We start from the raw sequence: 26,877 nt of genomic DNA, 5'->3' as shown, positions 1-26,877 counted from the left end.
TCCCGGAGGGCACCACGCGCGTCCCGCCGTTTCCTCCATGAGAAGACATGCGCGGCGGCCCGCTGCCCGGGGCCCGCGCGTACGGGGGAACGCGATGAATACCTACGGAACGGTGGCCTCGGCCCTCCTCATCCTCCTGATGGTCTACGCGGGGGTGATGTTCGGCGTGTCCTTCGCCGGCCTCACGGGTGATGGCCCCATGGTGCCCACGGCGGTGGTGGCGCTCGTGGCCTGGGGCGTCTTCATCCTGCTCCTCCTGCACGGGCTGCGGCGTGCCCTCGCGGTCCGGCGGGGTGACGACAACCTGTTCGGCGCCACCCTCTTCTGGACGAACACGCTCTCGCTGGCCGGTGCGCTGCTGTCCATCGTCACGGCGTTCGCGTTCGGCTTCGGGGCGTTCGCGTCCTGCGGCCCCGTGTGGCTGGCGGGGCTGTATCACTGGGGTGGACTGGTGGGCAGCGCGCTCTGCTTCGTGGCGTGGTTCGTCGCGCCGGTCCTCGCTCGGGGTGGGGGGCGGAACGTAATGCTTCATGGCTGGAAGACGCTCGCCGTCACCGGAGCGGTGGTGTACGGGCTGTGGGGCGTGGTCTGGCTCGTCGCGTGGCTGATGCTGCGCGGCTCCATCGACTCGGCGGCCTACCCGACGGCGAACAGCTCGCCCTACCAGCTCCCGTATCCCGACGGGGAGCGCTCGTGGATCATCCAGGGCAACAACTCGTCCTTCAATCACAAGGACGACGAGGAGCACGCCTGGGACTTCCGCCGCCAGTGCGGCACCCCGGTGCTCGCGGCCCGTGGCGGCACGGTGCTCAAGGTCCAGGACGACTTCGAGGGCAACGGAAAGAAGAAACCCAACAACTCCATCCAGGTGCGGCACGACGACGGCACCGTGGCGAAGTACCTGCACATCCGGACGGACAGCGCGAAGGTGGCGGAGGGGGACGACGTCAAACAGGGGCAGCCGCTGGCGGAGGTCGGCAACGTGGGCAACAGCCTCACCGGCCACATCCACTTCGTCGTGGAGAAGGGCGGTGACAGCATCCCCGTCACCTTCCAGGACGTCGGCGAGGACAAGGGCATCCCCCGGACGTTCGAGCGCTACGCCTCGGCGAAGTGAGCAGTGGGCGAGGCCGAGAAACTCCAGAACAACCCGCAGCATCTCTTGACTCGCTCAGGATGTCAGAGGTCTGGTGCATGCTGGACACATGAGCGAAGACATCCATGTGGAGGGGGAGGAGCGGCTTGCGAGGACCATGGCGGGGCCCCATCCTGGGGACATGAGCGACAAGCCGCGGACGGAGAGCATCTACGAGGAGCTGGAGCGCCTCCCTCCAGAGGTCACCGGTGAAATCATCGACGGCAAGCTGTATGTGAGCCCCGGGCCACGCTTCATCCACAGCCGCGCGGCCACCCGGCTCCTCAAGAGGATTGGCCCTTTTGATGAAGAAGAGGGTGAAACAGGACCTGGTGGCTGGCTGATTCTCTTCGAGCCCCGGCTCCATCTGAATGGAAATGTGCTGAGGCCTGACCTCGCGGGGTGGCGCCGCGAGCGTATGCCCGAGATGCCGGATGTCGTCGGTGCGGAGCTCGCGCCTGACTGGCTCTGCGAGGTGCTGTCCCCCTCCACCGCGGCACTGGACCGGAATCAGAAGATGGCGGTGTACGCCCGCGAGGGCGTGAGGCACCTCTGGCTCATCGACCCACGCCTCCAGACGCTGGAGGTCTACCGGTTGCACGGCGGAGACTGGCAGAGGCTCGGCGTGCACACAGGCAATGCCGTGGTCCATGCCGAGCCTTTCGAGGCCCTGCCCCTGAAGCTGGCTTCTCTCTGGGAGCGCTGAGCCCCCAGGGGTCCAGAGCGCCCCGGCCCGTCCCTGCCCTCCTTGGGATAATCTCCCCTCCATGAGTCAGTCGCACCCACCGCCCAACCAGGGGCTCCTCGCCCGCGGCCTGAAGATGCTGGGGCACCTCACCCACCCGCGGACCCGCACCGGCCAGGTCTTCACCCGTGCCGAGCAGGGCCTCACGAAGGTGGTCGCGCGAGTCATCGAGAGCCCCACCTACCTGCGCGTCAGCGGCACCCTCATGCGCCAGGGCTTCAATGTCCGCATCCGCCGCCGGGGACTGGTGGAGCGCACCCTGCGCACCCTGCGCCTGCCCACGCCCTCCGAGGTGAAGGAGCTGAGAGACCAGCTCCGCCGGATGCACGACCAGGTCGAGGCGCTCGGCATCCAGCTCGAGACGGTGGTGGACCTGGTCCACCCGCCGGAGGCCGCGGCCACCCCGGCCGGAAGCTCCGCTCCCGAAACCCGCGAGCCCCAGCGCAAGGGGCGCGCTTCGTCCACGCGCAGCGCCTGACATGACCGCGTCCACCACCCAGCGTCTCCGCTCATTCGTCACGAGCCGGTTCGACCTCACGGCCGCCGTCGCCCGCGTCCTCAAGGCGCGGCCCCTCAACCCGTACCCGTACCTCAAGCCCCTCATCGAGCGGGCGTCCGGCGTGCGCATCCCGCCCATCAGCGCCACGCCCCACACGGTGGTGTACACGCGCGGCAGCATGCGCCTGTTGCGCTACGCCTCGCCCCGGCGGCGCTACCGCACGCCCATCCTCTTCGTCTATTCGCTCATCAACCGCTGGTACATCCTCGACTTCCTCCCGGGCCGCAGCCTCATCGAGCACCTCACGCATGCGGGCTTCGACGTGTACGCCATCGACTGGGGCGTGCCCGGGCAGAACGAGGAGCGCATGGACTGGGCGGAGCTGCTGGGCGGCGTCATCCAGACCGCCGTGCAGTGGACGCTGCGCGTGAGCAGGAGCCGCGAGCTGACCCTCTACGGCTACTGCATGGGCGGCACCATGTCCCTGGCCTACACGTCCCTCTACCCCGAGGGCGTGCGCAACCTGGTGGCCCAGGCCACGCCCGTGGACTTCAGCAAGGGCGGCGTCTACACGCTGTGGACGTCGGCGGACCACTTCGACGTGGACTCGCTGGTGGACGCCTACGGCAACGTGCCCACCAAGGTGCTGGAGAGCGGCTTCCTCATGGCCGCGCCGGTGCAGCGGCTCACCCGCTGGCTGGAGGTGTGCCGCCGCATCGACGACCCGGACTTCGTCACCACCTTCCTCGCCATGGAGCGCTGGGGCGCGGACCCCGTGCCCTTCCCCGGCGAGGTCTACCGCCAGTACATCAAGGACTGCTACCAGCAGAACCTCTTCCCTCAAGGGAAGATGGAGGTGGGGAACCAGCGCATCGACCTGGGCCGCATCCAGTGCTCGGTGCTCAACGTCATCGCCGAGCAGGACAGCATCGCCCTGCCCCCCATGAGCGAGCCGCTGCCGTCCCTGGTGGCGTCGAAGGACACGGAGACGCGGCGCTACCCGGTGGGCCACATCGGGTTGTCCGCCTCCAGCAAGGGCGCCACCGTGGTGTGGCCTTCCATCGCGTCGTGGATTGGCGCACGCTCGAAGACGATGGAGCCATGATTTCCAGCACGGACACAGAGACAACGGGAGCAGGAGTCCAGGTCCGCGAGGGAGCCATCCGCCTGAAGGACGGGCGGCGGCTCGCGTACGTCGAGGCCGGAGACCTGGACGGCCTGCCGGTGTTCTTCATCCACGGCAACCCGGGCTCCCGGTACATGCGGCACCCGGATGACCGGCTCACGTACGGGCTGGGAGTGCGCCTCATCACCCCGGACCGGCCGGGCTACGGGCTGTCGGACTACCAGCCCGGGCGCACGCTGCTCGACTTTCCGGACGACCTCGAGCAGCTCGCCAACGCGCTGAGGGTGGGCCGCTTCGCCATCATGGGCGTGTCCGCGGGCGGGCCGTACGTGGCGGCCTGCGCATGGCGCCTGGGTGCGCGCATCACCCGCGCGGCCATCGTCTCCGGCGCCGCTCCGCTGAGGCGGCCGGGGGCGATGGAGGGCGTGAACAAGGACTACCGCAACGCGTATGCGATGGCGGCCTGGCCGGAGTGGCTGCTGCACCCGCTGATGGCCATGCATGACCGGCAGGTGCGCGCCAACCCGAAGCGCGCGCTGGACGGGGTGCTGGCGCATGCGTCCCCGGACGACCGCGCCGTGCTGGCGGACCCGCTCATCGCCAGGCAGGTGCAGGGCTGGCGCCGCGAGGCCACCCGCAACGGCGTGGCGGGCATGCGGCGCGAGGCGCACATCCTCGCGTCCCCGTGGGAGGTGCCACTGGAGGAAATCCGCTGCGACGTGGACCTCTGGTACTGGGAAGGGGACAGCATCGTCCCGCCACAGATGGGGCAGTACCTGGCCACGCGGATTCCGCGCGCCGTGCCCCACTTCCTCGCCGGCGGCGGGCACTTCTCCATCTACTCGCACTGGAAGGACATCCTCACCCCGCTGGTGCGGCAGGGCGGGTGAGGCGACGCGCCCCCCGCGGCGCGAGGGGCGCGTCGGGCCTGTCTCAGACCATTTCCTTCAGGGCCTTGAGCGGCAGGACCTTGACGACCTTGCGGGCCGGCTTGGCCTTGAAGACGGTCTCCTGCCCGGTGAAGGGGTTGATGCCCTTGCGAGCCTTGGTGGCCGGCTTCTTGATGACCTTGACCTTCATCAGGCCAGGGACCGTGAACAGGCCCGGGCCCTTGCCGCCGAGGCTCTTCTTCATCTGCGCCGCCAGGGAGTCGAGCACCGCGGAGACCTGCTTCCGGGCCAGCCCGGTCTCCTCCGAAATCTTGAGGAGGAGCTCGGACTTGGAGGGGGGCTTGGTCGCGGACGTCGATGCCTTCTTGGCCATGGGGTTCTCCTGTGAGGTTGCGAAAACGGCCGCAGCTTTGACCACAACTCGCCCCACCGGGCCAAGAGGGATTGCCAGGACCTGTCTCCCGCACCACCCGTAGCCGGTGAGGGGCGTGTTGGGGACTTCCGACCAGGAGGAAACGCTTCCGGGCACACACGGGTTGGGTGACGGACAGATGCGACTCCGGCCGCCTTCCCATCGCCAGAGTGTCCTTTCAAGGTCGACCCACCGCACCGCGGGGAGGGACGGGCCCCGCCACCAGGGAGGACGACATGAGAGGACTGTGGGCCGGAGTATTGACCGCGGCGGGCACGGCCATGGCCATCACCTGGGCAGCAGCGGTCCAGGCGCAGGCCCCCTCCCTGGACAAGCCGGAGCAGCCGGAGAGGGGCTCCCCGGTGCCCCTCCGTGCGAAGACGAGCTACATCCCCGTGGCCATCGAGGAGTCCTTCGAGGAAATCCACAAGAAGGGGCTCGCGGCGAAGGCGAAGGCCACGCCCCGGCACAGGGCCCTCCTCGAGGAGCGCTACGACTTGTCCAACCGGCCGGTGAAGGGCGTCACCATGACCCGCGGCAAGCCGGTGCAGGGTGGCGTCCGGGTGAAGCTGCCCTCCGGAGTGAGCTGGGAGCAGCTCGCCCAGATGAAGCCGGAGGACATCAAGCGCCGCGGGCTGTGGCCGAAGGGCTTCCTCCCGCTCCCGCACCCGAACCACGAAGAGGGCGGGATGCTGTTCCCCGCGTTCCACATCAAGGAAATCCAGAAGCAGGAGGCGAGAGACCTCACCCGGTTCGACCTGGACTTCGACCTCGCCGACCACTTCCTCCCGGAGTTCCCGCCGGCCATCTTCCTCACCACCCGCCCCGACCTCGGCGACGTGTCCAGGGGCGAGCTGGTCACCAACCAGAACTTCTTCCGGCTCTTCGACGGCGTGCTCACGCCGAAGCAGCTCAACGGGCTGCGGCTGCTCGTCTCGCCGTTCGCCCAGCAGCAGTTCAACCTCACCAGTGACCGCCGCAGCCTGAAGCCGAGCATGGGCGTCACCTGCTTCGACTGCCACGTCAATGGCCACACCAACGCGGCGACCCACCTGGTGGGAGACATCCGGCCGCAGCCCTTCCGCAAGCGCATCGACACACCGAGCCTGCGCGGGGTCTCCCAGCAGCGCCTGTTCGGCTCGCAGCGGGCGCTGAAGACGGTGGAGGACTTCACCGAGTTCGAGCAGCGCGCCGCCTACTTCGACGGCGACCCCGTGGTCGCCATGAAGAAGGGGGTGAACACCCTGGACCGTCCCAGCCAGGTCCACGACATGGCCGAGTTCCAGGAGCTGCTCGACTTCCCACCGGCGCCGAAGCTCGACGTCTTCGGCAGGCTCATCCCCGGCCTCGCCACCCAGCAGGAGCTGCGCGGGGAGAAGGTCTTCTTCGGCAAGGGCCGCTGCGCGGAGTGCCACGCCCCTCCCATCTTCAGCGACAACTTCATGCACGACCTGAAGGTGGAGCGCTTCTACGAGCCGGTGCTCATCAACGGCCGCATGGCGTCCCGGGACGGCCCCATCAAGACCTTCCCGCTGCGCGGCATCAAGGAGAGCCCGCCCTACCTCCACGACGACCGGCTGCTCACGCTCGACGACACCGTCGAGTACTTCAACCTGGTGCTGGGGCTGCGGCTCACCCCGCAGGAGAAACAGGACCTGGTCGCGTACATGTACACGCTCTGAGTACGAGCGGGGCCCGTGCGCGTCGAGCTCCGAATCCAGCGCCTGGTGCCGTGAGCGACGGGGCGCCGCCTCAAGCAGCGCGAGAGGTGGCGTCCGCGGGCGTGGCGGCGCTGGCGGGCGCTTCGACGGGCTCGCCATCCTCGCCGAGCACCACCGGCTTGATGCCCAGCTTGCGCTCCACGAAGGCGTGGCCCAGGTAGATGAACGGCGTCAGCCCCACCGCCACCAGCAGCTTCACCGCGTAGGACGTGTAGATGATGCTCAGGATGGTCTCGGTGGGCAGCACGTTCGTCCACGCCACGAACTGCACCACCACCGTGTCGATGAGCTGCGACACCAGCGTGGAGCCCGTCGCCCGCAGCCACAGCAGCTTGTTGTGGGTGATTCGCTTGAGCAGGTTGAAGAGGGCGATGTCGCAGAGCTGGCCCACCAGATAGGCGAACATCGACGCCACCAGGATGCGCTGCGAGCCGGCGAAGACGTTGTTGAACGCGCCCTCCACCGTGCCCGAGAAGTCCGGAGCGCGCGTCAGCGGGGCCCACGGCACCCGCACGGCGATGGCAATCACCGTGAAGGCGAAGATGGCCATGAAGAAGCCCACGAAGGTGATGAACCGTGCCGCCTTCTTTCCGTAGAACTCGTTGAGGATGTCCGTGAGGAGGAACGTCACGGGGAAGGGCAGCATGCCGATGGACATCACCGCCACCACCGGCCCCAGCTTCACCTCGAACAGCTTCACCCCGATGATGTCGCCCACCACCAGCGAGGTGACGAACACGCCCGCCAGCACCACGAAAAGCTGAATGCGCCTGTCGAGGACCATCGCCGCTACATACCGCGCCTCATTCGCGGAGCAGTAGCCCCCCATCCAGCACCAGCTCGGCCCCTGTCAGCCAGGGAGCGCCCAGGAGATAACGCACTGCTTCCCCCACGTCCTCGGGGCGGCCGAGGCGGCCGAGCGGGTGCAGCGCCCGCAGGCCCGCGAGCTGGGCTTCCTGGCGCCGCGCGTGCTCGGGCTCCGGCAGCGGGGCCTCACCGGGCGCCAGCCGCACCTCGCGTGTCATGTCCGTCTCCACCACGCCCGGCAGCACCGCGCTGGCACGCACGCCCCGTGCGGCCCCGGCGAGCGCCAGCACCTTCATCACCTGGAGCAGCCCCGCCTTCGCCGCGCTGTACACCGCGCTGGTGACGATGGGCCGCGTGGCCAGCGTGGACGCCACGAAGACCTGCGCCCCACCCGGCTCCAGCACCTCCAGCGCCTGCTCTCCCAGCCGCAGCGGCGCCACCAGGTTGACCTCCAGCTGCGCACGCAGGGCGTCCTCTCCGATGTGGCCCGGCGGCTGGTGCACCACCTGCCCCGCGCTGTGGACGAAGCCGTCCAGCCCTCCGAGCAGGCTGGCGGCGCGGCGCAACAGCCCCTCGCGCGCTTCCGGTGAGGTCAGGTCACATGGCAGTGCGAAGGCCTTCCCCGGCCAGGCCCGCGCCAGGGAGTCCAGCACCTCCGCGCGCCGGCCCGTCACCACCACCTGCCCACCCTCGCGCAGCAGCGCCTCCGCCACCGCCCGGCCGATGCCGGTGCCTCCGCCGGTGACGAGCACCTTCCGCGTGCCTGTCGCGCTCACGGGCTCCGCTCCGCGGGAGAGCCCGGAGCCACGGGCGCCTCGTTCGGGTAGTAGGAGACGCCCGTGACGGGGGCCAGTCCCTCCGGGGGCGGCTCCGTCTCCACCTCGTCCGAGACGATGAAGCGCGGCCGGTCCACGCACAGCACCGTCTGCTCCGTGGCCGTCGGGTTGTCGTAGCGATGCGGGAAGTCTCGCGGCCAGTGGAAGGCCATGCCCCGCTCCACCGGCCTCCCTTGCAGCAGCAGCCCGGGGCCGAGCACCAATTCGCTCTCCTCCATCTGCCGGTGCACGTGCGTGGGAATGGTTCCGCCCGGCCTCACGCGCAGCCGGTAGACGCCATAACCCGCACCCTCGTGGATGATGTCCACGCGGCCAAACACCTTGTCCTCCCGCGTGTACTGCATCTCCTCCGCGGTGCGGTGAATCTGGAGCGACGGCACCGCGAGCCCACCCAGCGCCTGGGGCTTGGTGACCCGCACCGTGGCCGCCTGTACCTGCGCGCGGGGCACATCCTCGGTGGGCGGCGCCAGCACGTAGCGGCACACCGCCTCCACCGCGGACTCCAGCAACTCGAAGCGGCATGCCTCCAGGAGGAAGCGCAGCTCGCCCGCGAGCCGGCCGTAGTTCACCGTGTGCGCCAGCCTGCCGCCCGCCGCCGCGTCGCGCGTGTCCAGGAAGAGGGCCACGTCCAGCCGCAGCGGCTGGGCCGCGAGGCGCTCCCGGTTGAAGACGCCCACGATGCAGTCCACCGTGAGGCCCCGCAGCTCGATGACGTCCAGCGGCCGGCCCCGCGGCGTGGTGACCACGGGTGGGTGGAAGGGCTGCTCTCCGCTCATAGCTGTGCGCTCCTGCCGCCATCCACCGCGATGACCTGCCCGGTGATGTACGGCGCCTCCCGGGCGAGGAAGACGACGGTGCGGGCGATGTCCTCCACGGTGCCCTCGCGGCCCATGGGAATCCGCTTCAGCACCGCCTCGCGGGCCTCCGCGTCGAAGTCCTCGGGAAAGGCCACCGTGCCCGGCGAGATGGCGTTGACCCGAACGTGCGGGGCCAGCTCCACCGCCAGCGCGCGGGTGAGCATGATGAGCCCCGCCTTGCTCACGGAATAGTGCGCGTAGTGGCTCACCGGCCGCTCTCCGCCAATATCGGTGAGGTGCACCACCAGCGGGTCCTTCCCGGCGCGCAGCGCGGGCAGCAGCGCCTGGGTGAGGAAGAAGGGCGTGTCCAGGTTCACCGCCATCATGGTGCGGTACTGGCTCCGGGAGATGGAGGCGAAGTCCACGCGCTCGAAGAGGCCCGCGTTGTGGACCACCACGTCCAGCGCGGGCCACGCCTCGCGCACCCGGGCGCCGAGCGCGTCCACCGCGTCCGGCTGGCTCAGGTCGGCGGCATGGAGGGTGACACGGCGGCCGAGCGCCCGGAGCTCCTCCGCCAACGTCCCGAGCGAGCCGACGGAGCGGTTCGCGTGGAGCGCCAGGTCATAGCCGGCGCGGCCAAGGGCCCGGGCCACCGCGCTACCGATGCGGATGCCGGCCCCGGTGATGAATGCGGTCCCCATGAGGCGCATTCACTAACAGGCCCCGAGGGGAAAGACACCGGGGACCTGAAAAGGCGAGGGGCGCGCCGGACGACCCCCGTCGTCCGGCACGCCCCGCGATACCCGGTACTTCCCCCGACAGCGGTACTTCCCCCGATTCAGAAACCGTCTTCGCTACGGGTAGTAGCTGGCGGCGTGCGCGCGGTTGCGCCAGCCGCTGTCATTCCCGTAGGACACCCAGACCCACTCCTGCACCTGCTCGTAGCGGCCGGGCACCCACTGCTGCTCGTAGTAGCCGCCGCGGCACTTGGTGACGCGCGAGTGCCGGCGCTGACGCTCCTTGCAGACCTCGGGGACCCACACCTGCTCGTAGCGGCCCTCGACGTAGCGGCTCACCGTCTGCAGCTCGTAGCGGCCACGGGCCCGCGGAGGGGGCAGCGGGGCGGGACCATGGCGGCACGAGTCACCATGGACATGGACCTCGACGCGGCCTCCACCCCGGTGGTTGTGGTTGTCGCGGTAGTCGCGGTCGTCGTCGCGGTCGTCGTACCGGTCATCCCGGTAGTTGCCGCCGTTCTGCCGGCGCTCGGCCTCCTCGCCCGCCCAGTCGCGCACGCTCTTGTTGTCATCCGCCAGAGCCGCCGTGGAGAAGAGAAGGGAGCCGAGAACCAGGGACGCGATACCGGTCTTGAGAGCCATGTCGTTCAACCTCCATCGTCCTGCTTGCACCTTCTGACGGGGCTCCCCTCCGAACATTCAATGCGCGCCGTCCGGCCTCCCCTCGCCGGGTAGGACATCCGGCGCCATGGGCAAAAAGGCCCGGAAACAGGCGGGTTTAGCGAGGTACGACTTCCGCACAGGTCAGCCCCTCTCCGGGGGCGCAGTTCTGTCCCACGAGGCAGCCGCGGACCCCTCCGGAGTCCACGCAGCGGATGGGCCGGCAGTCCGCATCCCCCACGCAGGCGCGGCGGCTCACCGTGCACGTGCCCTGACTGCACGCGTCCTGCACACAGTCCATGTCCTGCTGGCAGGTGCAGAAGCCCTCCACGTCTCCCTCTTCCACCGCGCAGCGGCCCGCGCACGCGCCGGACTCCTGTCCCGGCTCCTTCACGCAGCGCCCACCGCGCCCGCAGTCCGCGTCCTCGCGGCAGGACAACGAGGGCACCGGCGCGCACTCCGCATCCGAGCGGCAGCGCGCACGGCTCGAGGCCACCACCACGTCCGCGCACTGGTAGCCATTCGGGCAACCCTGCCCCTCCGAGCAGTCCACGCCGCAGTACGCGCTGCCCGGGCTCGCGCTCTCACGCAGGCAGAAGTTCGCGCCTCGCCCGCAGACCTGGAGGCCCCCGCCGTACGTACAGCTCGCGCAGTAGGGGCGGCGCACCGGGTCGAAGTCGCTGTAGCAACTCCGTGGGGCGCCGGTGGTGGGTGCGCCACAGCGCTCGCCGAAGGCGCAGTCCTGTTCGTCCGCGCAGAAGGACGCGTCACAGACGCCCAACGCGCAGGCGGCGCGGCCCTCGGGGGTGGTGGCGTCACAGAGACAGGGCGCGTCCGCGCAGCGGCAGGCCGTGCCCGGGCAGTCGCCCTCGCTCCGGCAGCCGGACACACAGGTGGTGCGCGAGACGTCGCATACCTCGCCCAGCGGGCAGTGCAGGTCCGTGGTGCAGCGGCCTCGTGTCAGGCAGGTGCCGGTGCTCGTGTCGCAGAAGAGGGAGGCGTCACCACAGTCCGCGTTCGACTCACAGCCCGCGCGGTCCTGGCAGAAGCCCGCGGCGTTGCACAGCTCGCTCGGGCCGCAGGCCGTGTCCGTGCGGCAGCGGCACGCGCGCGTCTCCGTGTCGCAGCGGTAGGCCTCCGCCGGCGCGCCACAGTCCGAGTCCGCGCCACAGGCCGTGGTCCCCGCGGGCGGGTCCTCCCGGCAGGCGGCGAGGACGAGCAGCAGCGGGAGGAGCCACGAATGGCGACAGTGGCGGTTCACGGGTCGAAGACCTCCGAGCGGCCCAGCACGTAGGCCGTCCACGCCGCGGGCGACAGCGTGTCGTACGCCCACTGCGCGTAATCGAAGCGGGGCACCCGCGCCGTGGAGAGGTCGGCTCGCAGGCGCGTGCCCTCGGGCAGCCCGGCGCGCAGCACCTCCAGCGCGGGCGCCGGCAGCGTCACCCGCGTTTCTCCTCCGGGCAGGATGGCCGTCCAACGGATGCCGGGGGCTTCGCCCAGCGCCACCAGCGTGAGCTGCTGCACGTCCGGCACGGCGATGGAGGCTCCCGGGTTCCAGGCCACCACTCCGGCGAAGCGGCTCCCTGAGGCGGGCTCGGTGAAGACGGGCAGCGGCAGCATGGGCCCGAGCGTCAGGCCCGCCCCGAGGTCCCCGGGCTGGCGATGGTAGAGCAGGCCCTGCGGATACGTGGTGGTGCCTCGCAGCAGGTCGAGGAACAGGAGGCTCGCGCCGTCCACCCGTGGCAGGCCGGGGAAGGTGAGGCTCGGCCCCGGGCCTTCGATGGTGGAGAAGAAGCGCGTGCCCGTGCCCCAGTTGTGCGGGTGTGGCACCAGCCCCTCCGCGCCCAGGTCCAGCCAGGCGTACACCTGGTGCAGCGCGGGCTGTCCCCCCACGGTGATGGGGCCCTCCACGGAGAGTGGCGCGGTGACGTCCAGATGCATGTCGAGCACCACGTCCTGTCCCTCCGCGACGCGCGTGGACGAGGCCGCGATGCCACGGCGGATGCCGAGCAGGTAGGGCGCGAAGTCCGTCTCGTCCTTCAGCACGCCCAGCACCGCGTACACCGCGCGGACTCCGGGTTGGGTGTGGACGCGGTATGTGCCGCCTTCCTCGCGCACCCGCCACGTGTCCGCCCGCCTGTCACCGGGGCCGGCGAAGGGAGGACCCGAGGCCGGACTCGGCTGTGCCACGAAGACTCGCGCCTCCAGCACCTCTCCCGGGCCGAGGGGACGCGGGGGCTTGAAGCCCCGCACGCGTCCGGAGATGGCGGCGCGTGGAGGCTCGGGCGGGTTGCCCGGGTCTCCGTCGCTGCCGAGCTTGCGCAGGTACACCGTCAGGTTCTCCGCGCGGATGCCCGCCACCGTCACCGCGTCGTAGCCCTCCTTGAAGGCCGTGGCCACCTGCGCCCCCACCATCCGCGCGTCCGAGAGCGTGAGCTGGCCTCGCTCGTCCGTGAGCCCCTGGAGCGGCGTCGCCGGGTCCGTGCCGAGCATCACCCTCGCGCCCGGCACCGGCTGCCCGTACGCCCCGGACGAGGTGTCGAGCACCGTCACGTTCAGCGTCCCCGTGAGCGGTGCGCCGGAGAGTCCTCCCGGGCCCCGAGGGTCGAAGTACGTGAAGAGTTCGGGGAGCGTGGCGGTGGTGGCTCCGAGTGCGACGGCGGCGTCCACCGGGCCTTGCGTGCGGGAAGCGGGCGTACGGCAGGCCAGGGTGTGGGCGTCCAGCACCTGCACGTCCGTCGCGGGCTCACCTCCGAATGTGACGGTGGTGCCTTCGACGAAGCCGGCGCCTCGTACCGTCACCCGCGTGCCTCCCGCGATGGCCCCTCGTGCGGGCTCCACCTGGGCGAGCATGAGCGGAGCCTCGTAGGTGAAGGCCTCAGGGAGGAGCACCTCGTCCTCCGGGTCGCTCGCGGAGGCAACGTGGAGGGAGTGCGGGCCCGCGCCTCCTGGTGGCGTGGTGAAGTGGAGCCGCGATTCCGTGGGCGCCGCCGTCACCGTGGCTTCGAGCGCGCCCACTCGCACCACCGCGTCTGGCGGCAGGGACTCTCCCTCGAGCACGGCCGGAGTGCCTCCGGTGGAGGGGCCCGCCTCAGGCGTGAGCCGGGAGAGCGTGAGGCGGAAGGTGTAGCCCTCCGGGAGGCTCGCGCTCGCGGTGCCGGCCGTGGCGCTCACGGGGACAGTGCGTGGCAGGTTGCCTCGCGCGGGCACGGTGACGGTGGCGGTGGTGGGTGTGGCGGCGAGGAGCGAGGCCGGAGTGCCTCCGAAGGAGACCACGAGCCCGGGAGCATCCAGACCGCTGCCCGTGAGGGTCACCGTTCCGTCCTCCCTCGCGCCCACGTGCGGGAAGACGCCGTGCAGCGTGAAGGGGCCACCCTGCGCATCCTCGTAGGTGAAGCCGTTGCGGACCGTCCACGTACCTCGCGGGGTGATGACTCGTACGTCCACGGCACCCGGGCCCGGGCCGGGTGGCGCCGTCACCGTGATTCGTGAGGGGGCGTCCACCTGGAACATGGGCGCGGGCGTGCCTCCGAAGAGGACCGAGGCCGTGCCCTCGAAGCCTTGACCGGTGAGCACCACCTGCGTGCCTCCGGATTGAGGCCCCGTGAGCGGAGTGAGGTCCGCGACTCGCGTGTCCTCGATGTAGCGGTATGCGCGCCGGAGCACGCCTCCACTCCCCTGCCCGTGGACCCTCACGTCCACGGGCTCCGCGCTGCGTCCCCGGGGCACCACGGCGCGAAGCTCGGTGGAGGAGATACGTGTGACGGCGGGGCTCGCCGTGCTCCCGAAGAGGACCTGGAGGCCGGGGGCGGATGGAAAGCCCGTGCCCACCAACGTCACCGTGTTGCCGCCGGAGAGGGCTCCCGTTGCCGGCGAGAGGCCGAGCAGGTCGAAGGTGTCGACGTACGTGAAGCAGTCCTCGCAGGTGGCCAGGCCTCGCGGGTTCTCCAGGGTGATGCTCGCGGGCCCCGCCGTTCCCGGTGGAGTGCGCAGGTCCAGCTCGGTGTCGCCGATGATCTGGACGTCCCGCACGTCACGTCCCCCCACCTTCAGCACCGTGCGCCTGGCGGCCTCCGTGGCCGTCGTGGCCACGCCCTGGAGGAAGCCGCTGCCCTTCAGCCTCACCCAGGTTCCGCCTCCGCTCTCACCTCTCGACGGGAGGGCTGAAAGGAGGGCCGGAGGCTGGAGTGAGCCGGCGTCTCCGAGGGTGCCCGCGTCCGGGTTCGTGCCCGCGTCCTCTCCTGTCCCCGCGTCGGTGAGGCCGGCGTCGGACGGAGCTCCTGGCGGACGCGGGGTGTTTCCGCAGGCGATGAGCGTGGGTAGGACGGCGAGCAACACGAGGAGGAGGGGCCACGCGCACGGCCGGACGCCGCCGCGGCGAGAAGACAGACGCTCCGGGCACATGGCGGCGACTCCGCTCGGAGCGCGCAGCCCTTCGGAAGGATGGACGGCCGTGGCCAGCCGCGGAAGCGGGTGCCCGTGATTCATGGCATCCGTCCCGCCGGGAGTGCATGGCCCTTCGGAAGGATGAACGGCCGAGGCCAGGCGACTCATGGCAGCAACTCCCCCTGGAGCGTGTAGCCATTCACCGCTCGGGCATCATCTCCGGTGACTCGCACGGTGAGCGCCCGTCCCCCAGCGACAGATGCGGGAAGTGAGACCACCGCCCCCGTGGGCTCGGTGGAGCATCCCAGCTCCGAGCTTGCATCCGCGCCGAGCAGACACAGGCGCAGCAGGCCATTCGCGGCGATGTAATGCGACAGCGATACGCGCACACCCCTCCCCTCCGGCACCGTGAGCCGGAAGTAGTCCTGGTCCCGTGGGCAGAGCATCCCCTCCACGGGAGTGCCCTCCGACAGCGCCTTCGCCGTGCCCGGGGTGTCGTTGGGCTCGTGGAGGTCGTCGTCACAAGGCGTTCCCCGCGAGAGGAAGAAGCCGACGTCGTAGGCGCGAGGCTCGCTCCCTCGCGCGGCGATGCGCACGGTATAGGTGCCGGGCACCGCGGCGACATGGGTTGCCAGGAAGCGTCCCGATGCGAGCACCCTGCCGCTCGCGTCCTGAATCGAGGTGGAGAACGCGGGCTCCGCGAAGGCGTCCGCTTCCACGTTCACCCCGAGCTGGTCGCCGCGCTCCAGTGAGATGGAGAAGTGGTCCGCGTCGTCCGGGCAGAGGGTGAGCCCCGGATAGCGGCTCGCGCTCACCGCATACGCGGTGGCGGCCGTGTCGTTGGGCTCCAGCGTGTCCGGCTGACAGGCCCTCGGCACACACGTCCCGGTGCCCACGTCACATCGCTGGTCCGCGGCACAGCCATCATCCGAGGTACACGGCGGAGGCCGCGGCAGGCACGCTCCGCTCGGCACGTGGCACAGCAGGGGCACCGCGCAGTCCCGGTCCGAGTAGCAACGCGGTGTCGCCGCGCAGCGCCCCGCGGCGTCACAGAGGAGCCCCGGGCCGCACTCCGCATCCGCCTCGCACTGAACGCACCGGCCGTCCGCGCAGCGCTCGCCGGACGCGCAGACCCGGGAGGCCGTGGCTTCGGTGCAGCGGGGGACGCAGGCGTGGAGCCCGGTGTTGCAGCGCTCCTCCGCGCCACAGTCCGCGTCCTCGGCGCAGCCCAGGTCCTCCTCGCACACGAGGCTCACCCCGTTGCAACGCTGGCCCGAGGGACATTCGGCCCGCGTCCCCGAAGGGCAGAGGACCACGTCCGGCCGGGCCCGGCAGAGTCCCTGGCGGCACCACATGCCCAGCGCGCAGTCCGTGCTGGCCGTGCAGTCGGCGCCCCATCCGTCGCGCAGGGTGCAGACGCGCGACTCCACCTCACAGTGTTCCTTGAGCCGGCACTGGCCGCTGGACTCGCAGGGGCCGCAGAAGCCCTCCGCGCCGCAGACCTGGCCTCCCTCGCAGTCCTCGCGGTGCTCGCAGGCGGTCGCCCTGGGCCCCGCGTCGGGCACGGGCTTCGCGGGCTCCGATGAGCAGGCGGCAAGGAGAGCCGTCACGAGCAGGACGCGCAGGCCTCGGGCGAGGCAGGAGGTGGGCGGCATCACGGCACCTCCGTGACGATGCCCGCCGGCCACTGCACGTCCGCCACCGCCCATACGTCGCCCTGCTTCGCCAGTGTGCGGCGGTACTCGCCCTTCAACACGCCCCGGTCGTACACGCGCACCGTGGCCTCGCTGCGCGGGTCCACCGCCCCATTCTCCCGGGCCAGCACCACCGCCACCCGGTACGTCCCCGGCGCGGGGCTCTCGTAGCCGAACACCTCCGGCCCGTATCCCGTCAGCCGGTCTCGCAACAGCTCCGGGTCTTCCTCCGGGCCGGGAGCGCCCCAGTCCGGACGCGGGTTCGCGTAGTGGCAGTCCTCCGGCACGGAGCCTGGCACCACGTCCGTGCCGCGCAGCACGTGCAGGTCCAGGTCCGTCACCGCGTTGTTCCACGACACCTCCACCAGCAACCGCTGCGCGGGCACCGCCACCACGCGCGCGCGAGCGGGCTGGAGACTCCGAGCCCCCGCCGCATCCGTCACGTGCAGCTCCACCTCGTACGCCCCCGGCACCACCGGGTCCAGGCGCAGCATCGTGCTCGCTGCTCCCGGCTGGGAGAGGCTCGCCTGTGCTCCCACGGGCCGCTCGCGCAGCACCCACTGGTACGTGAGCGGCGTATCCCCATCCGGGTCCACCGAGCCGGCTCCGTCGAGCACCACCTCGGCTCCCGGCACGCTCTCCCCAGGTGCCGTCACGATGGACATGGGCGCGCGGTTCCCCCACGCACGCAGGGCAACCGTGGCCTCGCGGTGCCCGGGGTCCGTGGTCCGCAGGCGAAGGGTGCCGCTCGCGGCCTCCGGCGGCGCTCCCAGGGGGGCCGAATAACGCACCGTGAGCTGGACCTCACCTCCTACGTCCAGCACCGCGGGCGTTCGCGTGGAGCCCACCAGCTCGAAGGTGGCGGGCGTCCCGCTCGCGAGGCCGAGCTCCTCCAGCACCAGGGGCGCGCTGCCTCGCGAGCGCACGGTGAAGGTCCGCACCGCCGCGCTCCCCTCCGCCACCCGGCCGAAGTCGAGCTGCTCGGGCTCCACCTCGATGACCGCCGCCGTGCGCCCTTCTCCCCGGAGGGACACCTCCACCGTGCCGTGCTCCGGGTCATCCGTGTGCAGCTCCAGCGTCGCCGTGTAGGCCGCCTCTCGTGGTGGGACGAAGGCCAGCCTCACGGGGGCCTCACTCTGCGCGGCGACCTCGTCCGGCGCGGCGACCACGCGGAATGGAACTTCCATTCCGCGCACGGCGACTCCGAGGACCCGCAGTGGCGCGCGCCCCGCGTTCACCAGCAGCAGTGACACCGTGCGCTCGTTGAGCGCGGGCACCGGTCCGAAGTCGAGCGCCGGCTCCGGAACGACCCAGCGGGGAAGCACCGGGCGCGGAGGCCCGTCACCACCACAGGCGGCACCGATGAGACAGAGGAGCGAGAGAAGGAGGACACCGGGACGCACGGGCGCGCGGGAAGACGTGACACGACGACTCACGACGCGCCCTCCTCCACGTACTCCAGCTCCACCCGCGCGCCGAGCCCGGGGACGGAGTCACCCGCGAAGTAGACCCCGCGCCGCGCCGGCTCATAGGTCCACCCATCGGGCCCTCCCCGCACCGGCGTGCACACCACGTCCAGCGCCTCCGCCGGCTGGCCCTCGCAGGCCGTGCGGTCCACGGCTTCGCAGCCGCGCATTGACTCCTCGGCCGTGCCGCAGGGATAGCGCACGCGCACCCGGAGCGAGTCCGGCCTGGGCGGCTGCTCCAGCGCGAACGTGCGCCGCAGTCCCACCGCGCTCGTCGCCAGCGTGCGCAGCGTGTCCGCGAAGTCCGCGTCGCAGATGCTCCCCAGCTCACCGCCCGTGAGCGTCACGAGCTCCGCATACCGCGTCCCCGGCTCCGCGCCACAGCCGTTCGCCGGCACGTCCCCGATGATGGCCGACGCCACCACCGTCCCATCATTTCCAATCCCCTTCACCTGCTCGAACGCGCGCCAGTACGTGCGCACCTCGTACGGAGAGCGGTCATCCTCGTCCGTCACGAAGGCCAGATACAGCCACGCCTCGGGGCGCAGGAAGGCCACCGGGTGCGCCGCCGCGCAGTCCTGACGGCACGCCTCCGTGGAGCAGCCGGACTCGCACGCCGCCCGCGCCTCCAGCACCGGCGCGTTCTCCCGAGCCTGGCGCTCCAGCACCCGGCTCGCAGCCTCCAGCCCCGCTTCGTACGCGCTGCCCTGCGTGCCCACCCTCACGCTGTTCCCGAACGCCCGCTCCAGGTCCGGCGTGCCGGGCGTCAGGATTCGCGGCTCGCCCACCAGCTCCCCCGGACGCGTGAAGATGTCCGTCGTCGCCACGCCCATCCGGAAGTCGATGCGCCCCTCGCGGAACAGCGAGATGAACGCCTGGAAGTTGCGCGCGAGCGCCTCCTGCCGCGGCGCCATGGAGCCCGAATCGTCCACCACCCACAGCACGTCCACCGCCGAGGCGGAGCGCTGGGCATACGTGTCCACGTGGAAGCCCGGAGGCAGGGACGGGACGAGCCGCTCTTCACGGCAGGACAGGGGGAGAAGCGCCAGGAAGGCGACGGCGGCGGCACGGCGCATGGAGCGTGCAGCCTAGCCCATCCTCCCCGGCTCGCGGCGCCGGCTCGCGGCCTCCAACTTCCAGTGCCCGGCATTGCCTCCCACCGCGCCACCTGCGCCCGCCAGGGATGCGGTACATGGGAGGCACCATGTTCCACCGCCAAGGGCCCACCCTCCGGGAGCTGGCCGTCCAGGCCCTCTCCTCCGTCGAGCACGGGTATGACCTGCTCGCTCCCAAGTTCGACTACACGCCCTTCCGCACGCCGGACCCGGTGCTCAAGGCCGCCATCGAACAGGTGGGGCCGCCCGGGTCCATCGGCAGCGCGCTCGACGTGTGCTGCGGAACCGGCGCCGCCATGCGCTTCCTCCGGCCGCTCGCGCGGGAGCGCGTCGTCGGCTTCGACCTCAGCCAGGGCATGCTGGAGGAGGCCTCGCGCCGTCTCTCCGGGGCCCCCGGCTCCGCGCGCTTCGAGTTCGTCCGCGGTGACGCGCGCGAGCTGCCCTTCGACGGCGAGTTCGACCTGGTCACCAGCTTCGGCGCCTTCGGTCACATCCTCGAGGAGGACGAGCCCCGGCTCGTGCGTGGCATCGCCCGCGCGCTGCGCCCCGGGGGCCGCTTCGTCTTCGTCACGTCGCACCCGCCGTCGAAGCTGCACCCGGGCTTCTGGCTGGCCAAGGGCTTCAACGCGGCCATGCGCGTGCGCAACGCCCTCTGGAAGCCGCCGTTCGTCATGTACTACCTGACGTTCCTGGTGCCTCGCGCCCGCGCGCTGCTCGAAGCGGAGGGCTTCACCGTCGAGGTGCGCGACGGCATCCTCCCCGAGCCCTTCACGCCGCTCAGCACCGTCATCGCCACGCGCGGGTGAGCGTGGCGGCCCGCGGGGCCCGCCGCGTCGCGGTCAGGCCCCGGGGACTCGCTCGGACTACTTGGTATCCACCGCCCGGGCCTTCGCGGCGGCGGCGCTCTGCTCGAGGCTGGTGAACACCGTCTCCAGCCACATGTCCTGATTGATGAAGCCGGCGCCCCAGGGCTTGAACTTCTCCGGCATCCCCTCCGCCTTCACCTGCGCCAGCGTCTTGCCGGCCTCGCGCTTCGCGCGCACCAGCGTCACCGACTCACGAATCGTCGCCACGAAGCGCTCCAGTTCCTCGCGCCCCGCCAGCGGCCCGTGGCCCGGGATGATTTTCGCTCCCGCCGGAAGCGTCTTCAGCACCTGCTCGATGTTGCGCAGGTAGCCTTCCACCGAGCCGCCGCTCTTCAGGTCGATGAAGGGGAACGAATCCACGAAGAAGTGGTCGCCCATGTGCACCACGTTCGAGCCCGTGAAGTGCACCAGCGTGTCACCGTCCGTGTGGCCCGCCGGCAGGTGCGTCAGGCGAATCTCCTCGCCGTTGAAGTAGAGCGACATGCCCGTGTCGTAGGTGATGACCGGCAGCGCCTCCTTCTTCGCGGGAGGAATCACGCCGAACGCGCCCATGTCCGCGCCCACCAGCAGGCGCGTGCGCACCTCGCGGTGCGCCACGATGCGGCCCTCGCGCCCGAACACCCCGTTGCCGCCGGTGTGGTCGAAGTGCCAGTGCGTGTTCAGCACGTAGGAAATCTTCGCCTTGCTCAGCTTGTCCAAGGCCTTGTTGATTTTCGGCGCCAGCACCTCGAACTGGTCGTCGACGATGAGCAGGCCGTCCGGCCCCACCGACACGCCGATGTTGCCGCCCGCGCCCATCAGCATGTGCACGTTGCCGGCGACGGGGCTGCTCGTCACCTGCGCCTTCGCGGGGTCTGGAAGCTGCGCCAGCGCCACCGAGGGGACTGCCACCAGCACGGCCAGGAGGCTTCTCATGTTCAGGGCTCCAGGAGGAGGAGTGACGGGCGCGCAACATAACCGCGCGCAGGCCCGCCAGCCTGCTTTTGTGAGCCCGCGCGCCAACCCTCAATGCGCCGCGTAGTCCACCCGCGTCACGGTGTACTCCACCGCGCCCCGGGGCCGCTCCACCTGCACGGCCTCTCCGACTTCCTTGCCCAGCAGCGCACGCGCCAGCGGGGACTCCACGCTCAGCCGCCCCGCCTTCACGTCCGCCTCATCCGGGCCGACGATGCGGTAGCGAACCCGGCCCCCGTCCTCGTCCTCCAGCTCCACCCACGCGCCGAAGAAGACGCGACCGGCCTGCGCCGCGTCCGGCTCCACCACCCGCACCTCCTCCAGCACCGCCGCGAGCTGCTGCGCCCGCCGCTCGCGCTCCTTGCGGCGCACTCCCGCCTCCAGCGGCGTCAGCCCCTCCGCCCCGGTGTCCGGCCCCTGCGAGGCCAGCAACTCCTCCTGCAGCGCCCGGTAGCCCTCCGGAGTGATGTAGCGCTTCTCACCCGACGCCGGACGCGGCCGCACGGGGAGTACCTCTTCCCCGCCCGAGTCCTCCTTCGTGAACGCCTTCGACATGCCCGCCTCCACCTCCGGGAGATTTCTCAGTCCTTCCGTGGATTTGTAGCCCCGGGCCCGCCTCCCTGCCCGCCCGGCGAGGCGCCCTCTTTTCCAACACGCCTGGAAAATGGCAGAATCACGGATATGCACCTGCCACGCACCCAGCCCCGCTTCGCGCACCGGCTCACGGTCCGGCTGCGCGGGATGCTGCCTGTCTACACGCACGACGTGTCCGAGGGAGGTTTCTGCGCGGACATGCTCCAGCCGCTGAAGCCGGGCACGGCCGTGGAGGGCTCCATCGCCGTGGGCGAAGAGGAGTTGCCGTTCCAGGGCGAAATCGTGTGGACGCAGCGGGCGGCCGGTGAGCGCGTGCGCGGCCGCTACGGCGTGCGCTTCACGAACGTCACCCAGGACTTCCGCCTCCGCCTGGAGGCGTACCGGAAGATGCAGGGCAAGCGGCTGGTGCGCTGGTTCACCTGAGCCGTCATTCCCGCCCTCGCGCCGCCAGCGCGCGTCTAAGCTGCGCCCCTCTCTTTCCACCAAGGGGTGCACGCATGGCGGGACAGACGAAGCTGACCGGCAAGCAGGGCCAGGAAGTGACGGGCTATCTCAGCGAGGCCTCCGGCGGCCCGGCTCGCGGCGCGGTGGTGCTCGTCCACGAGTGGTGGGGACTCAATGACCACATCCGTGGCATCGCGGACCGGCTGGCGCGCGAGGGCTTCACCGTCTTCGCGACGGACCTCTACGGCGGCCGCGTGACGAAGGACCCGAAGGAAGCCGACAAGCTGCTGGGCGCGCTGGACTGGGGCAGGGCCGCCGCGGAGCTGCGCGCCGCCACCGAGGCGCTGCGCCAGCGCGCTCCGGGCACGAAGGTGGCCATCATGGGCTTCTGCATGGGCGGCGCCCTGACGCTGCTGGCGGCGGCGAACGACCCACAACTGGACGCGGCCGTGCCCTTCTACGGCATTCCCCCCGAGAGCGGCGTGGACGTCACCCGCATCCGCGCGCCGGTGCTCGGCCACTTCGCGCGGAACGATGACTGGTGCACGCCGGACCGCGTGGACGTGCTGGAGAAGAAGCTGAAGGGCGCCAACATCCCGGCGGAGCTTCACCGCTACGACGCCAGCCACGCCTTCTTCAACGACACGCGCCCGGAGGTCTACTCGCGCGACAACGCCGAGAAGGCGTGGCAGCGCACCGTGGACTTCCTCCGCGCGAAGCTCGGCTGAGCCCCGCGCGGCCCTGACGGCGCCGGCTCAGGTGCCGGCGTCGGGCGAGGCAGGGGCCACCGGCGCCGTGCCGGCCGGCGTCTCCGGAGCCGCGGGCACGGCGGGGGCCTCGGGCGTGGCCGGCGCTTCGGACGTGGCCGGCGCTTCGGGCGTGGCCTCCGGCGCGGGCGCCTGTCCCGACGGCACGAGCTCCAGCCGGTAGGAGCGCACGCCCGCGGGCAGCACCACCTCCACCAGCGGATTCTCCCGCAGCAGCTCGTTGGACACCTGGAGCGTCACCAGTCCGTCCGCGTCACTGGTGGCGGACAGGCGCGAGCGGGTCTCGCCGGCGAGCACCCGGGCGCCCGGCACCGGCCGGTTCGTCTTCGCGTCCACCACGCGCAGGGCCACCGTCTGTCCCGCCGCGCTCTCGGAGGGGCCGGGCCGCACCACGTCCCTGTAGTGGGGCCTCAGCGAGCAGGCGGACAGCAGGGCGGTGGAGGCCAGGACGGCGGACAGCAGCGTGCGGCGGAGGTTCATGGGCGTTCTTCCGGGCGGGGTGAGAGGGGGCAACCGGGCGCGGCAGCATAGCCGCGGGTCCTCCGCCCGCCAGGTCTGGTGCGCATCTTCTCTCCGCCCCACACGGTGCCGGATTCCCGGGCGAGCGCCCCAGGGCCCGCGGGGTGGCCCGCCCCCCGATGCGGCTGGCGGCCCTTCCGCGTTCCCGCCGCCGTCCCAACTTCATGGGCATCGACATCCAGCGCGCTTCTTCAGCCACCCCCACGGGAGCAACGAGCCATGGTCGAAAACACCCCCATCCCCCCCGCCGCCGTGGAGTCCCCAAGCGAGTGGTTCCACGCCAAGCTGCCCTCGGACGTGGGCATGAAGCCCGAGGGCTTCGTCCTCAAGCGCAGCATCCTCGTCGGCAGCATCCTGACGATGGTCATCACCAGCCTCGTCACCTTCTGGCTTCCCCTCTTCAACGGCCTGCTGGGCGGCACCTTCGGCGGCTACCACGCGGGCCGGATGAAGCGCGCGCTCGGCGCGGCCGTGGTGACCTCCATCGCGGTGCCCGCCATCATCTTCTTGATGACCATCATCACCCGGAACAACTCCTCGTACCTCTTCTATGGACTGGGCTTCTGGGGCTGGACCGTGCTCCACGTCATCGGCACCTTCATCGGCGCGGTGGCCGGCGCGGTCAGCCGTCCGCTCTTCACGGGCGAGTTCCCCTACAGCGTGCCCGCGGCCGTCAGCGCATCTCGAGCCCCCGTGCCCGGCGGCGTTCCTCCGGCCCGTCCCTCCGTGATGACGGAGACAGTGACTCGCGAAGAGGCGGAGGTGCGAGCGAGCCCGCCCACCGGCCCCGTGCGTGAGGTGTGAGGAGCACGCCCGATGACCCTGGGACTCTCCATCCTCGGACTCTTCACCGTGCTGCTGGCCCTCGCGGAGCTCTTCCCCACCGGCGAGCCCTCGTGGTTCGGCTTCGGCGTCCTCGCGGCGGGCCTCTTCGCGCTCGGCGCCGCCTTCAGCGGCCCCCACTTCCGCACCGGCATGCCCTGGGCCGTCGGCGTGGCGCTGACCATCTGGGGACTGGTCGGCCTGGGCGACAGCGACCTCAGCGCGTGGATTGGCTGGGCGACACTCGCGTTCGGCCTGGCGTACCTGGGGCTCGGCGCGCTGCACTTCCTCCAGCGGGTGGTGCCGGCAGAGCGACTCCCCCGCTTCCTGCGCCCGGCGTGACGCCACGGGAGTGCTGGCGGAAGGAGCTGCGCGCCGGGTGCCCGAAGGCCGGGCACCCGGCGCGCGCTCACAACGCACCGCGGATGCGGCCCTCCCCCCCGGGAGCCGACATTTCCAAGTGTCCCTGCTTGCGGGGCCGCATTTCCATCAGGGAAACCCGTCGGGTCGGCTTCCACCCGGGGCACCGGCCGATCCAAACCGTCCGCGGCCCGGGTCTCCCGTGACGACAGCCCTGGCCCTGGGGATATACTCCGCCAATCTTGATTCGTTTGAATTCCGAGGAGCAAGGCCTGCTGGCGGACCTGGAGGTCCTGCTGATGGAGGCCGAGCCCAGCGCGGAGTCGCTCCCGACCGTGCTGGGCGCGTTGCGTGAGGCCATGAAGGCCGAACGCGCCCTGGCGTACGGGGTGGATGTAGGACCCGAGCGCTACCACGCCAGCTACTCCCACTTCTCGGGGTTCCCGCTGCCGAGCGCGACGGTGCACGGGGTGCTGGACGGCTCCATGTCGGCGCTGGGTGACCCGTGGGGTTGGTTCGATCCGGCACGGCCCGAGCCGGCGCAGCGCAACAGGGCGCTCCACTTCCGCTCGCTGGCGGAGACGGAGGCGCGGCACATGCCGCTGCCGGACCTGCCCGCCATCGAGGTGGGGCGGCGGCTGGGGATGAGCGAGAACGAGCTGGACGCCATCCGCGAGCGGGTGAGCGCCCGCTCCGGCGCGGTGTTCCGGCAGCTCGGCGTGGAGAACATGGCCTGGCTGCGCACGCTGGTGTGCGAGGGCCCCGCCCTGCTGGGCTGGGTGGGTATCGGCCGCGAGGAGCCCTTCAACGAGCGCGAGCAGCGGCTGCTCCAGGCGCTGACCCCGGCCCTGCAGCGGCGGCTGACCATGGAGACGCGGCTGCGCGAGTCGGGGCTGATGACCACCGCGCTGGAGGTGGCGATGGAGGCGCTGGGCCGCGCGGCCTGGGTGGTCAGCGCGAGCGGCCGCGTGGTGCACGCCAACAGCGCTGGACGGGTGCGGCTGGAGCGCGGCGAGCCGGAGTTGATGGAGCAGCTCAAGCGCGGCGCCCAGGGCATTCCCTGCTCGGGCCCGCTGACGCTCACCCCGCTGCGCACCCCGGGACTGCCCGCGCACTACCTGGCCATCGACTCGGGCACCGCGTCCAGCGCCGCCGCGCGCGTGCATGCGCTGTCGGCGCGCTGGTCTCTCACGCAGCGCGAGTCCGAGGTGCTCACCCACATCGTCCAGGGTGAGACGAACAAGGCCATCGCCGCGCGGCTGGGCTGCGCCGAGCGCACGGTGGAGGTCCACGTCACCCACCTGCTGAGCAAGGCCCAGGTGGAGAGCCGCTCGGCGCTCATCGCCCGCTTCTTCCAGACCTCGTGAACGACGCCCGAATCCAGGCCGCCCTCGCCCGCGCCGCCGAGGCCGTGGCGAAGGGCCCCCACTCCACGCCCGCCGACGGCCGTCCCCGCACACGGCGGCTCGCCATGGGCGACCCGCAGGCGGACCTGGACCGCGTGCTGGCCATCCTCGCGCACCACGGGCTGCTGGGTGACGACGGCTGGCTGCGGCCCGAGGTCCAGCTCGTCTCGGTGGGCGACCACTTCGACTGGGGCAGGCCGCACGAGCGGGAGCCGGTGGCGGCCAGCGGGCTGGCGCTGGTGGCGTGGCTGGCCGCGCACCCGGCGGACCAGGCGGTGATGCTGCTGGGCAACCACGACCTGGGCCGCGTGGGCGAGCTGGCCGGCTTCACCGACGCCACCTTCGCCGCCGCGCAGGCGGAGGCGGACCGGGCGTACCAGGGCGGAGACACGGACGAGGCCGCGGAGCGTGCCTTCCTCGCGCGCTGGCCCGCGGTCCCCACCGCCGAGCTGGTGGCGCGCGACTTCGGCAACTTCCGCGAGGCCCAGCGCGCCTGGGTGGAGCACCTGCTGCGCGTGAAGCGCTTCCGCACGGCGCACGCGGCGGGCCCCGGGCTGCTGGTGCTGCACGCGGGCGTCACCCACGAGGACCTGGACGTGACGGGCCTGCCGCATGCGCGCCGTGCGGACGCGGGCGCGGTGGCCGAGGCGCTGAACGCGGCGGTGGACTCGGCGGTGGCGGCGTGGAGGGAGGGTCCCCTCGTGATTCCGGGGCTGCACCGCCCGGGCGACGCGGCCAGCGGTGAGGGCGTGGGCATCTTCTACCAGCGCCCCAGCCTGAAGCCGGGGGACGCCGGGCGCGTGCGGGAGACGCCCCGCCGGCGCTTCGACCCCCGGCGGCTGCCCGAGGGACTGACGCAGGTGGTGGGACACTCGCGCGACAAGCGCATCCGGGAGCTGCTGGGCCTGGGCCCGTCGGGCGCGCGCGACGGCGTGGTGCGGTACCTCGTCACGGATGGGGTGCGCGTGGGCTACGCGCACGGCGCGCCCCCGCCGGCGGGGCCGGACGAGGCGGTGCTCGTCTTCACCGACGGGGGCATGCGCGAGTGCCCGCCCGAGGACTTCGAGCTGTTCGACCTGGACGCCCGCGCCGCCGCTCGCGCCGCGGGCTGAAGGCCGG

27 protein-coding genes are annotated in these 26,877 nt (G+C 71.4%); 13 read left to right on the top strand and 14 right to left on the bottom strand.

Annotated features, from left to right (window positions below; genetic code table 11):
• Positions 1 to 94 precede the first annotated feature (94 nt).
• The 5 genes from K8638_RS16185 (at position 95) to K8638_RS16165 (ending at position 4,395) form a co-directional block, all read left to right on the top strand.
• On the top strand, positions 95 to 1,117 hold the full coding sequence (locus K8638_RS16185; protein WP_223755431.1) for a M23 family metallopeptidase: 1,023 nt from the start codon (positions 95 to 97) through the stop codon (positions 1,115 to 1,117).
• Between the two features lie 160 nt (positions 1,118 to 1,277).
• Positions 1,278 to 1,841, top strand: coding sequence for a Uma2 family endonuclease (locus K8638_RS16180; protein WP_223755514.1), 564 nt, complete (start codon positions 1,278 to 1,280; stop codon positions 1,839 to 1,841).
• A 61-nt stretch (positions 1,842 to 1,902) separates the two neighbouring features.
• The gene (locus tag K8638_RS16175; RefSeq protein WP_223755430.1) at positions 1,903 to 2,358 is read left to right on the top strand and encodes a hypothetical protein; all 456 of its coding nucleotides are present in this window, start codon (positions 1,903 to 1,905) and stop codon (positions 2,356 to 2,358) included.
• Position 2,359: 1 nt separating this feature from the next.
• Complete coding sequence (locus K8638_RS16170) at positions 2,360 to 3,484, top strand: alpha/beta fold hydrolase (RefSeq protein ID WP_223755429.1); 1,125 nt, start codon at positions 2,360 to 2,362, stop codon at positions 3,482 to 3,484.
• Complete coding sequence (locus K8638_RS16165) at positions 3,481 to 4,395, top strand: alpha/beta fold hydrolase (RefSeq protein WP_223755428.1); 915 nt, start codon at positions 3,481 to 3,483, stop codon at positions 4,393 to 4,395. The genes K8638_RS16170 and K8638_RS16165 overlap by 4 nt, the downstream gene beginning before the upstream one ends.
• A gap of 43 nt (positions 4,396 to 4,438) precedes the next feature.
• Here K8638_RS16165 and K8638_RS16160 read toward each other — a convergent pair whose 3' ends face one another.
• Positions 4,439 to 4,768: an HU family DNA-binding protein gene (locus K8638_RS16160; protein WP_223755427.1), complete on the bottom strand. Its 330-nt coding sequence runs from the start codon at positions 4,766 to 4,768 to the stop codon at positions 4,439 to 4,441.
• Positions 4,769 to 5,043: 275 nt separating this feature from the next.
• On the opposite strand from K8638_RS16160, the gene K8638_RS16155 reads away from it, so the two are divergent.
• On the top strand, positions 5,044 to 6,489 hold the full coding sequence (locus tag K8638_RS16155) for a cytochrome B6 (RefSeq protein WP_223755426.1): 1,446 nt from the start codon (positions 5,044 to 5,046) through the stop codon (positions 6,487 to 6,489).
• A gap of 70 nt (positions 6,490 to 6,559) precedes the next feature.
• Here K8638_RS16155 and K8638_RS16150 read toward each other — a convergent pair whose 3' ends face one another.
• The 10 genes from K8638_RS16150 to K8638_RS16105 form a co-directional block, all read right to left on the bottom strand.
• Positions 6,560 to 7,312, bottom strand: a complete 753-nt coding sequence (locus tag K8638_RS16150) for a queuosine precursor transporter (RefSeq protein WP_223755425.1) — start codon at positions 7,310 to 7,312, stop codon at positions 6,560 to 6,562.
• A 19-nt stretch (positions 7,313 to 7,331) separates the two neighbouring features.
• Positions 7,332 to 8,111 (bottom strand): SDR family oxidoreductase, encoded by a 780-nt coding sequence (locus K8638_RS16145; protein WP_223755424.1) that lies wholly within the window; start codon positions 8,109 to 8,111, stop codon positions 7,332 to 7,334.
• Complete coding sequence (locus K8638_RS16140) at positions 8,108 to 8,947, bottom strand: dihydroneopterin aldolase (protein WP_223755423.1); 840 nt, start codon at positions 8,945 to 8,947, stop codon at positions 8,108 to 8,110. The genes K8638_RS16145 and K8638_RS16140 overlap by 4 nt, the downstream gene beginning before the upstream one ends.
• Positions 8,944 to 9,669 carry an SDR family oxidoreductase gene (locus K8638_RS16135; protein WP_223755422.1) on the bottom strand — a complete coding sequence of 242 codons (726 nt, stop codon included), beginning with the start codon at positions 9,667 to 9,669 and terminating at the stop codon, positions 8,944 to 8,946. Before K8638_RS16135 ends, K8638_RS16140 begins: the two co-directional genes overlap by 4 nt.
• Positions 9,670 to 9,822: 153 nt before the next feature.
• Positions 9,823 to 10,347 carry a hypothetical protein gene (locus K8638_RS16130; protein WP_223755421.1) on the bottom strand — a complete coding sequence of 175 codons (525 nt, stop codon included), beginning with the start codon at positions 10,345 to 10,347 and terminating at the stop codon, positions 9,823 to 9,825.
• A gap of 136 nt (positions 10,348 to 10,483) precedes the next feature.
• On the bottom strand, positions 10,484 to 11,626 hold the full coding sequence (locus K8638_RS16125) for a hypothetical protein (protein WP_223755420.1): 1,143 nt from the start codon (positions 11,624 to 11,626) through the stop codon (positions 10,484 to 10,486).
• Positions 11,623 to 14,769: an IPT/TIG domain-containing protein gene (locus K8638_RS16120; protein ID WP_370643999.1), complete on the bottom strand. Its 3,147-nt coding sequence runs from the start codon at positions 14,767 to 14,769 to the stop codon at positions 11,623 to 11,625. Before K8638_RS16120 ends, K8638_RS16125 begins: the two co-directional genes overlap by 4 nt.
• 146 nt (positions 14,770 to 14,915) lie before the next feature.
• Complete coding sequence (locus K8638_RS16115) at positions 14,916 to 16,406, bottom strand: hypothetical protein (RefSeq protein WP_223755418.1); 1,491 nt, start codon at positions 16,404 to 16,406, stop codon at positions 14,916 to 14,918.
• Positions 16,406 to 17,881, bottom strand: coding sequence for a choice-of-anchor D domain-containing protein (locus K8638_RS16110; protein ID WP_223755417.1), 1,476 nt, complete (start codon positions 17,879 to 17,881; stop codon positions 16,406 to 16,408). The genes K8638_RS16115 and K8638_RS16110 overlap by 1 nt, the downstream gene beginning before the upstream one ends.
• Positions 17,878 to 18,987 (bottom strand): vWA domain-containing protein, encoded by a 1,110-nt coding sequence (locus tag K8638_RS16105; protein ID WP_223755416.1) that lies wholly within the window; start codon positions 18,985 to 18,987, stop codon positions 17,878 to 17,880. The genes K8638_RS16110 and K8638_RS16105 overlap by 4 nt, the downstream gene beginning before the upstream one ends.
• Positions 18,988 to 19,115: 128 nt before the next feature.
• Between K8638_RS16105 and K8638_RS16100 the strand changes: the two genes are divergently transcribed.
• The gene (locus K8638_RS16100; RefSeq protein WP_223755415.1) at positions 19,116 to 19,832 is read left to right on the top strand and encodes a class I SAM-dependent methyltransferase; all 717 of its coding nucleotides are present in this window, start codon (positions 19,116 to 19,118) and stop codon (positions 19,830 to 19,832) included.
• A 57-nt stretch (positions 19,833 to 19,889) separates the two neighbouring features.
• On the opposite strand, the gene K8638_RS16095 is transcribed toward K8638_RS16100, so the two are convergent.
• Positions 19,890 to 20,807: an MBL fold metallo-hydrolase gene (locus tag K8638_RS16095; protein WP_223755414.1), complete on the bottom strand. Its 918-nt coding sequence runs from the start codon at positions 20,805 to 20,807 to the stop codon at positions 19,890 to 19,892.
• A 90-nt stretch (positions 20,808 to 20,897) separates the two neighbouring features.
• The gene (locus K8638_RS16090; RefSeq protein ID WP_223755413.1) at positions 20,898 to 21,401 is read right to left on the bottom strand and encodes a GreA/GreB family elongation factor; all 504 of its coding nucleotides are present in this window, start codon (positions 21,399 to 21,401) and stop codon (positions 20,898 to 20,900) included.
• A gap of 126 nt (positions 21,402 to 21,527) precedes the next feature.
• On the opposite strand from K8638_RS16090, the gene K8638_RS16085 reads away from it, so the two are divergent.
• Both K8638_RS16085 and K8638_RS16080 read left to right on the top strand, forming a co-directional pair.
• Positions 21,528 to 21,863: a PilZ domain-containing protein gene (locus tag K8638_RS16085; protein ID WP_223755412.1), complete on the top strand. Its 336-nt coding sequence runs from the start codon at positions 21,528 to 21,530 to the stop codon at positions 21,861 to 21,863.
• A 74-nt stretch (positions 21,864 to 21,937) separates the two neighbouring features.
• Positions 21,938 to 22,612: a dienelactone hydrolase family protein gene (locus K8638_RS16080; protein ID WP_223755411.1), complete on the top strand. Its 675-nt coding sequence runs from the start codon at positions 21,938 to 21,940 to the stop codon at positions 22,610 to 22,612.
• A 27-nt stretch (positions 22,613 to 22,639) separates the two neighbouring features.
• Here the strand turns inward: K8638_RS16080 and K8638_RS16075 are convergent, their stop codons facing one another.
• Complete coding sequence (locus tag K8638_RS16075; RefSeq protein ID WP_223755410.1) at positions 22,640 to 23,131, bottom strand: hypothetical protein; 492 nt, start codon at positions 23,129 to 23,131, stop codon at positions 22,640 to 22,642.
• A gap of 258 nt (positions 23,132 to 23,389) precedes the next feature.
• On the opposite strand from K8638_RS16075, the gene K8638_RS16070 reads away from it, so the two are divergent.
• From K8638_RS16070 to K8638_RS16055, 4 genes are all read left to right on the top strand, one after another.
• On the top strand, positions 23,390 to 23,974 hold the full coding sequence (locus K8638_RS16070) for a hypothetical protein (protein ID WP_223755409.1): 585 nt from the start codon (positions 23,390 to 23,392) through the stop codon (positions 23,972 to 23,974).
• Positions 23,975 to 23,986: 12 nt separating this feature from the next.
• Positions 23,987 to 24,334 (top strand): hypothetical protein, encoded by a 348-nt coding sequence (locus K8638_RS16065; RefSeq protein WP_223755408.1) that lies wholly within the window; start codon positions 23,987 to 23,989, stop codon positions 24,332 to 24,334.
• A 260-nt stretch (positions 24,335 to 24,594) separates the two neighbouring features.
• Positions 24,595 to 25,719, top strand: coding sequence for a helix-turn-helix transcriptional regulator (locus K8638_RS16060; protein ID WP_223755407.1), 1,125 nt, complete (start codon positions 24,595 to 24,597; stop codon positions 25,717 to 25,719).
• Positions 25,716 to 26,870 (top strand): metallophosphoesterase, encoded by a 1,155-nt coding sequence (locus K8638_RS16055; RefSeq protein ID WP_223755406.1) that lies wholly within the window; start codon positions 25,716 to 25,718, stop codon positions 26,868 to 26,870. Before K8638_RS16060 ends, K8638_RS16055 begins: the two co-directional genes overlap by 4 nt.
• Positions 26,871 to 26,877: the final 7 nt, after the last annotated feature.

This window comes from Myxococcus sp. RHSTA-1-4 (assembly GCF_020037125.1).
Taxonomy (GTDB): domain Bacteria; phylum Myxococcota; class Myxococcia; order Myxococcales; family Myxococcaceae; genus Myxococcus.
The sequence above is the reverse complement of the archived record's forward strand: the minus strand, read 5'-3'. Positions and strand labels throughout refer to the sequence as shown.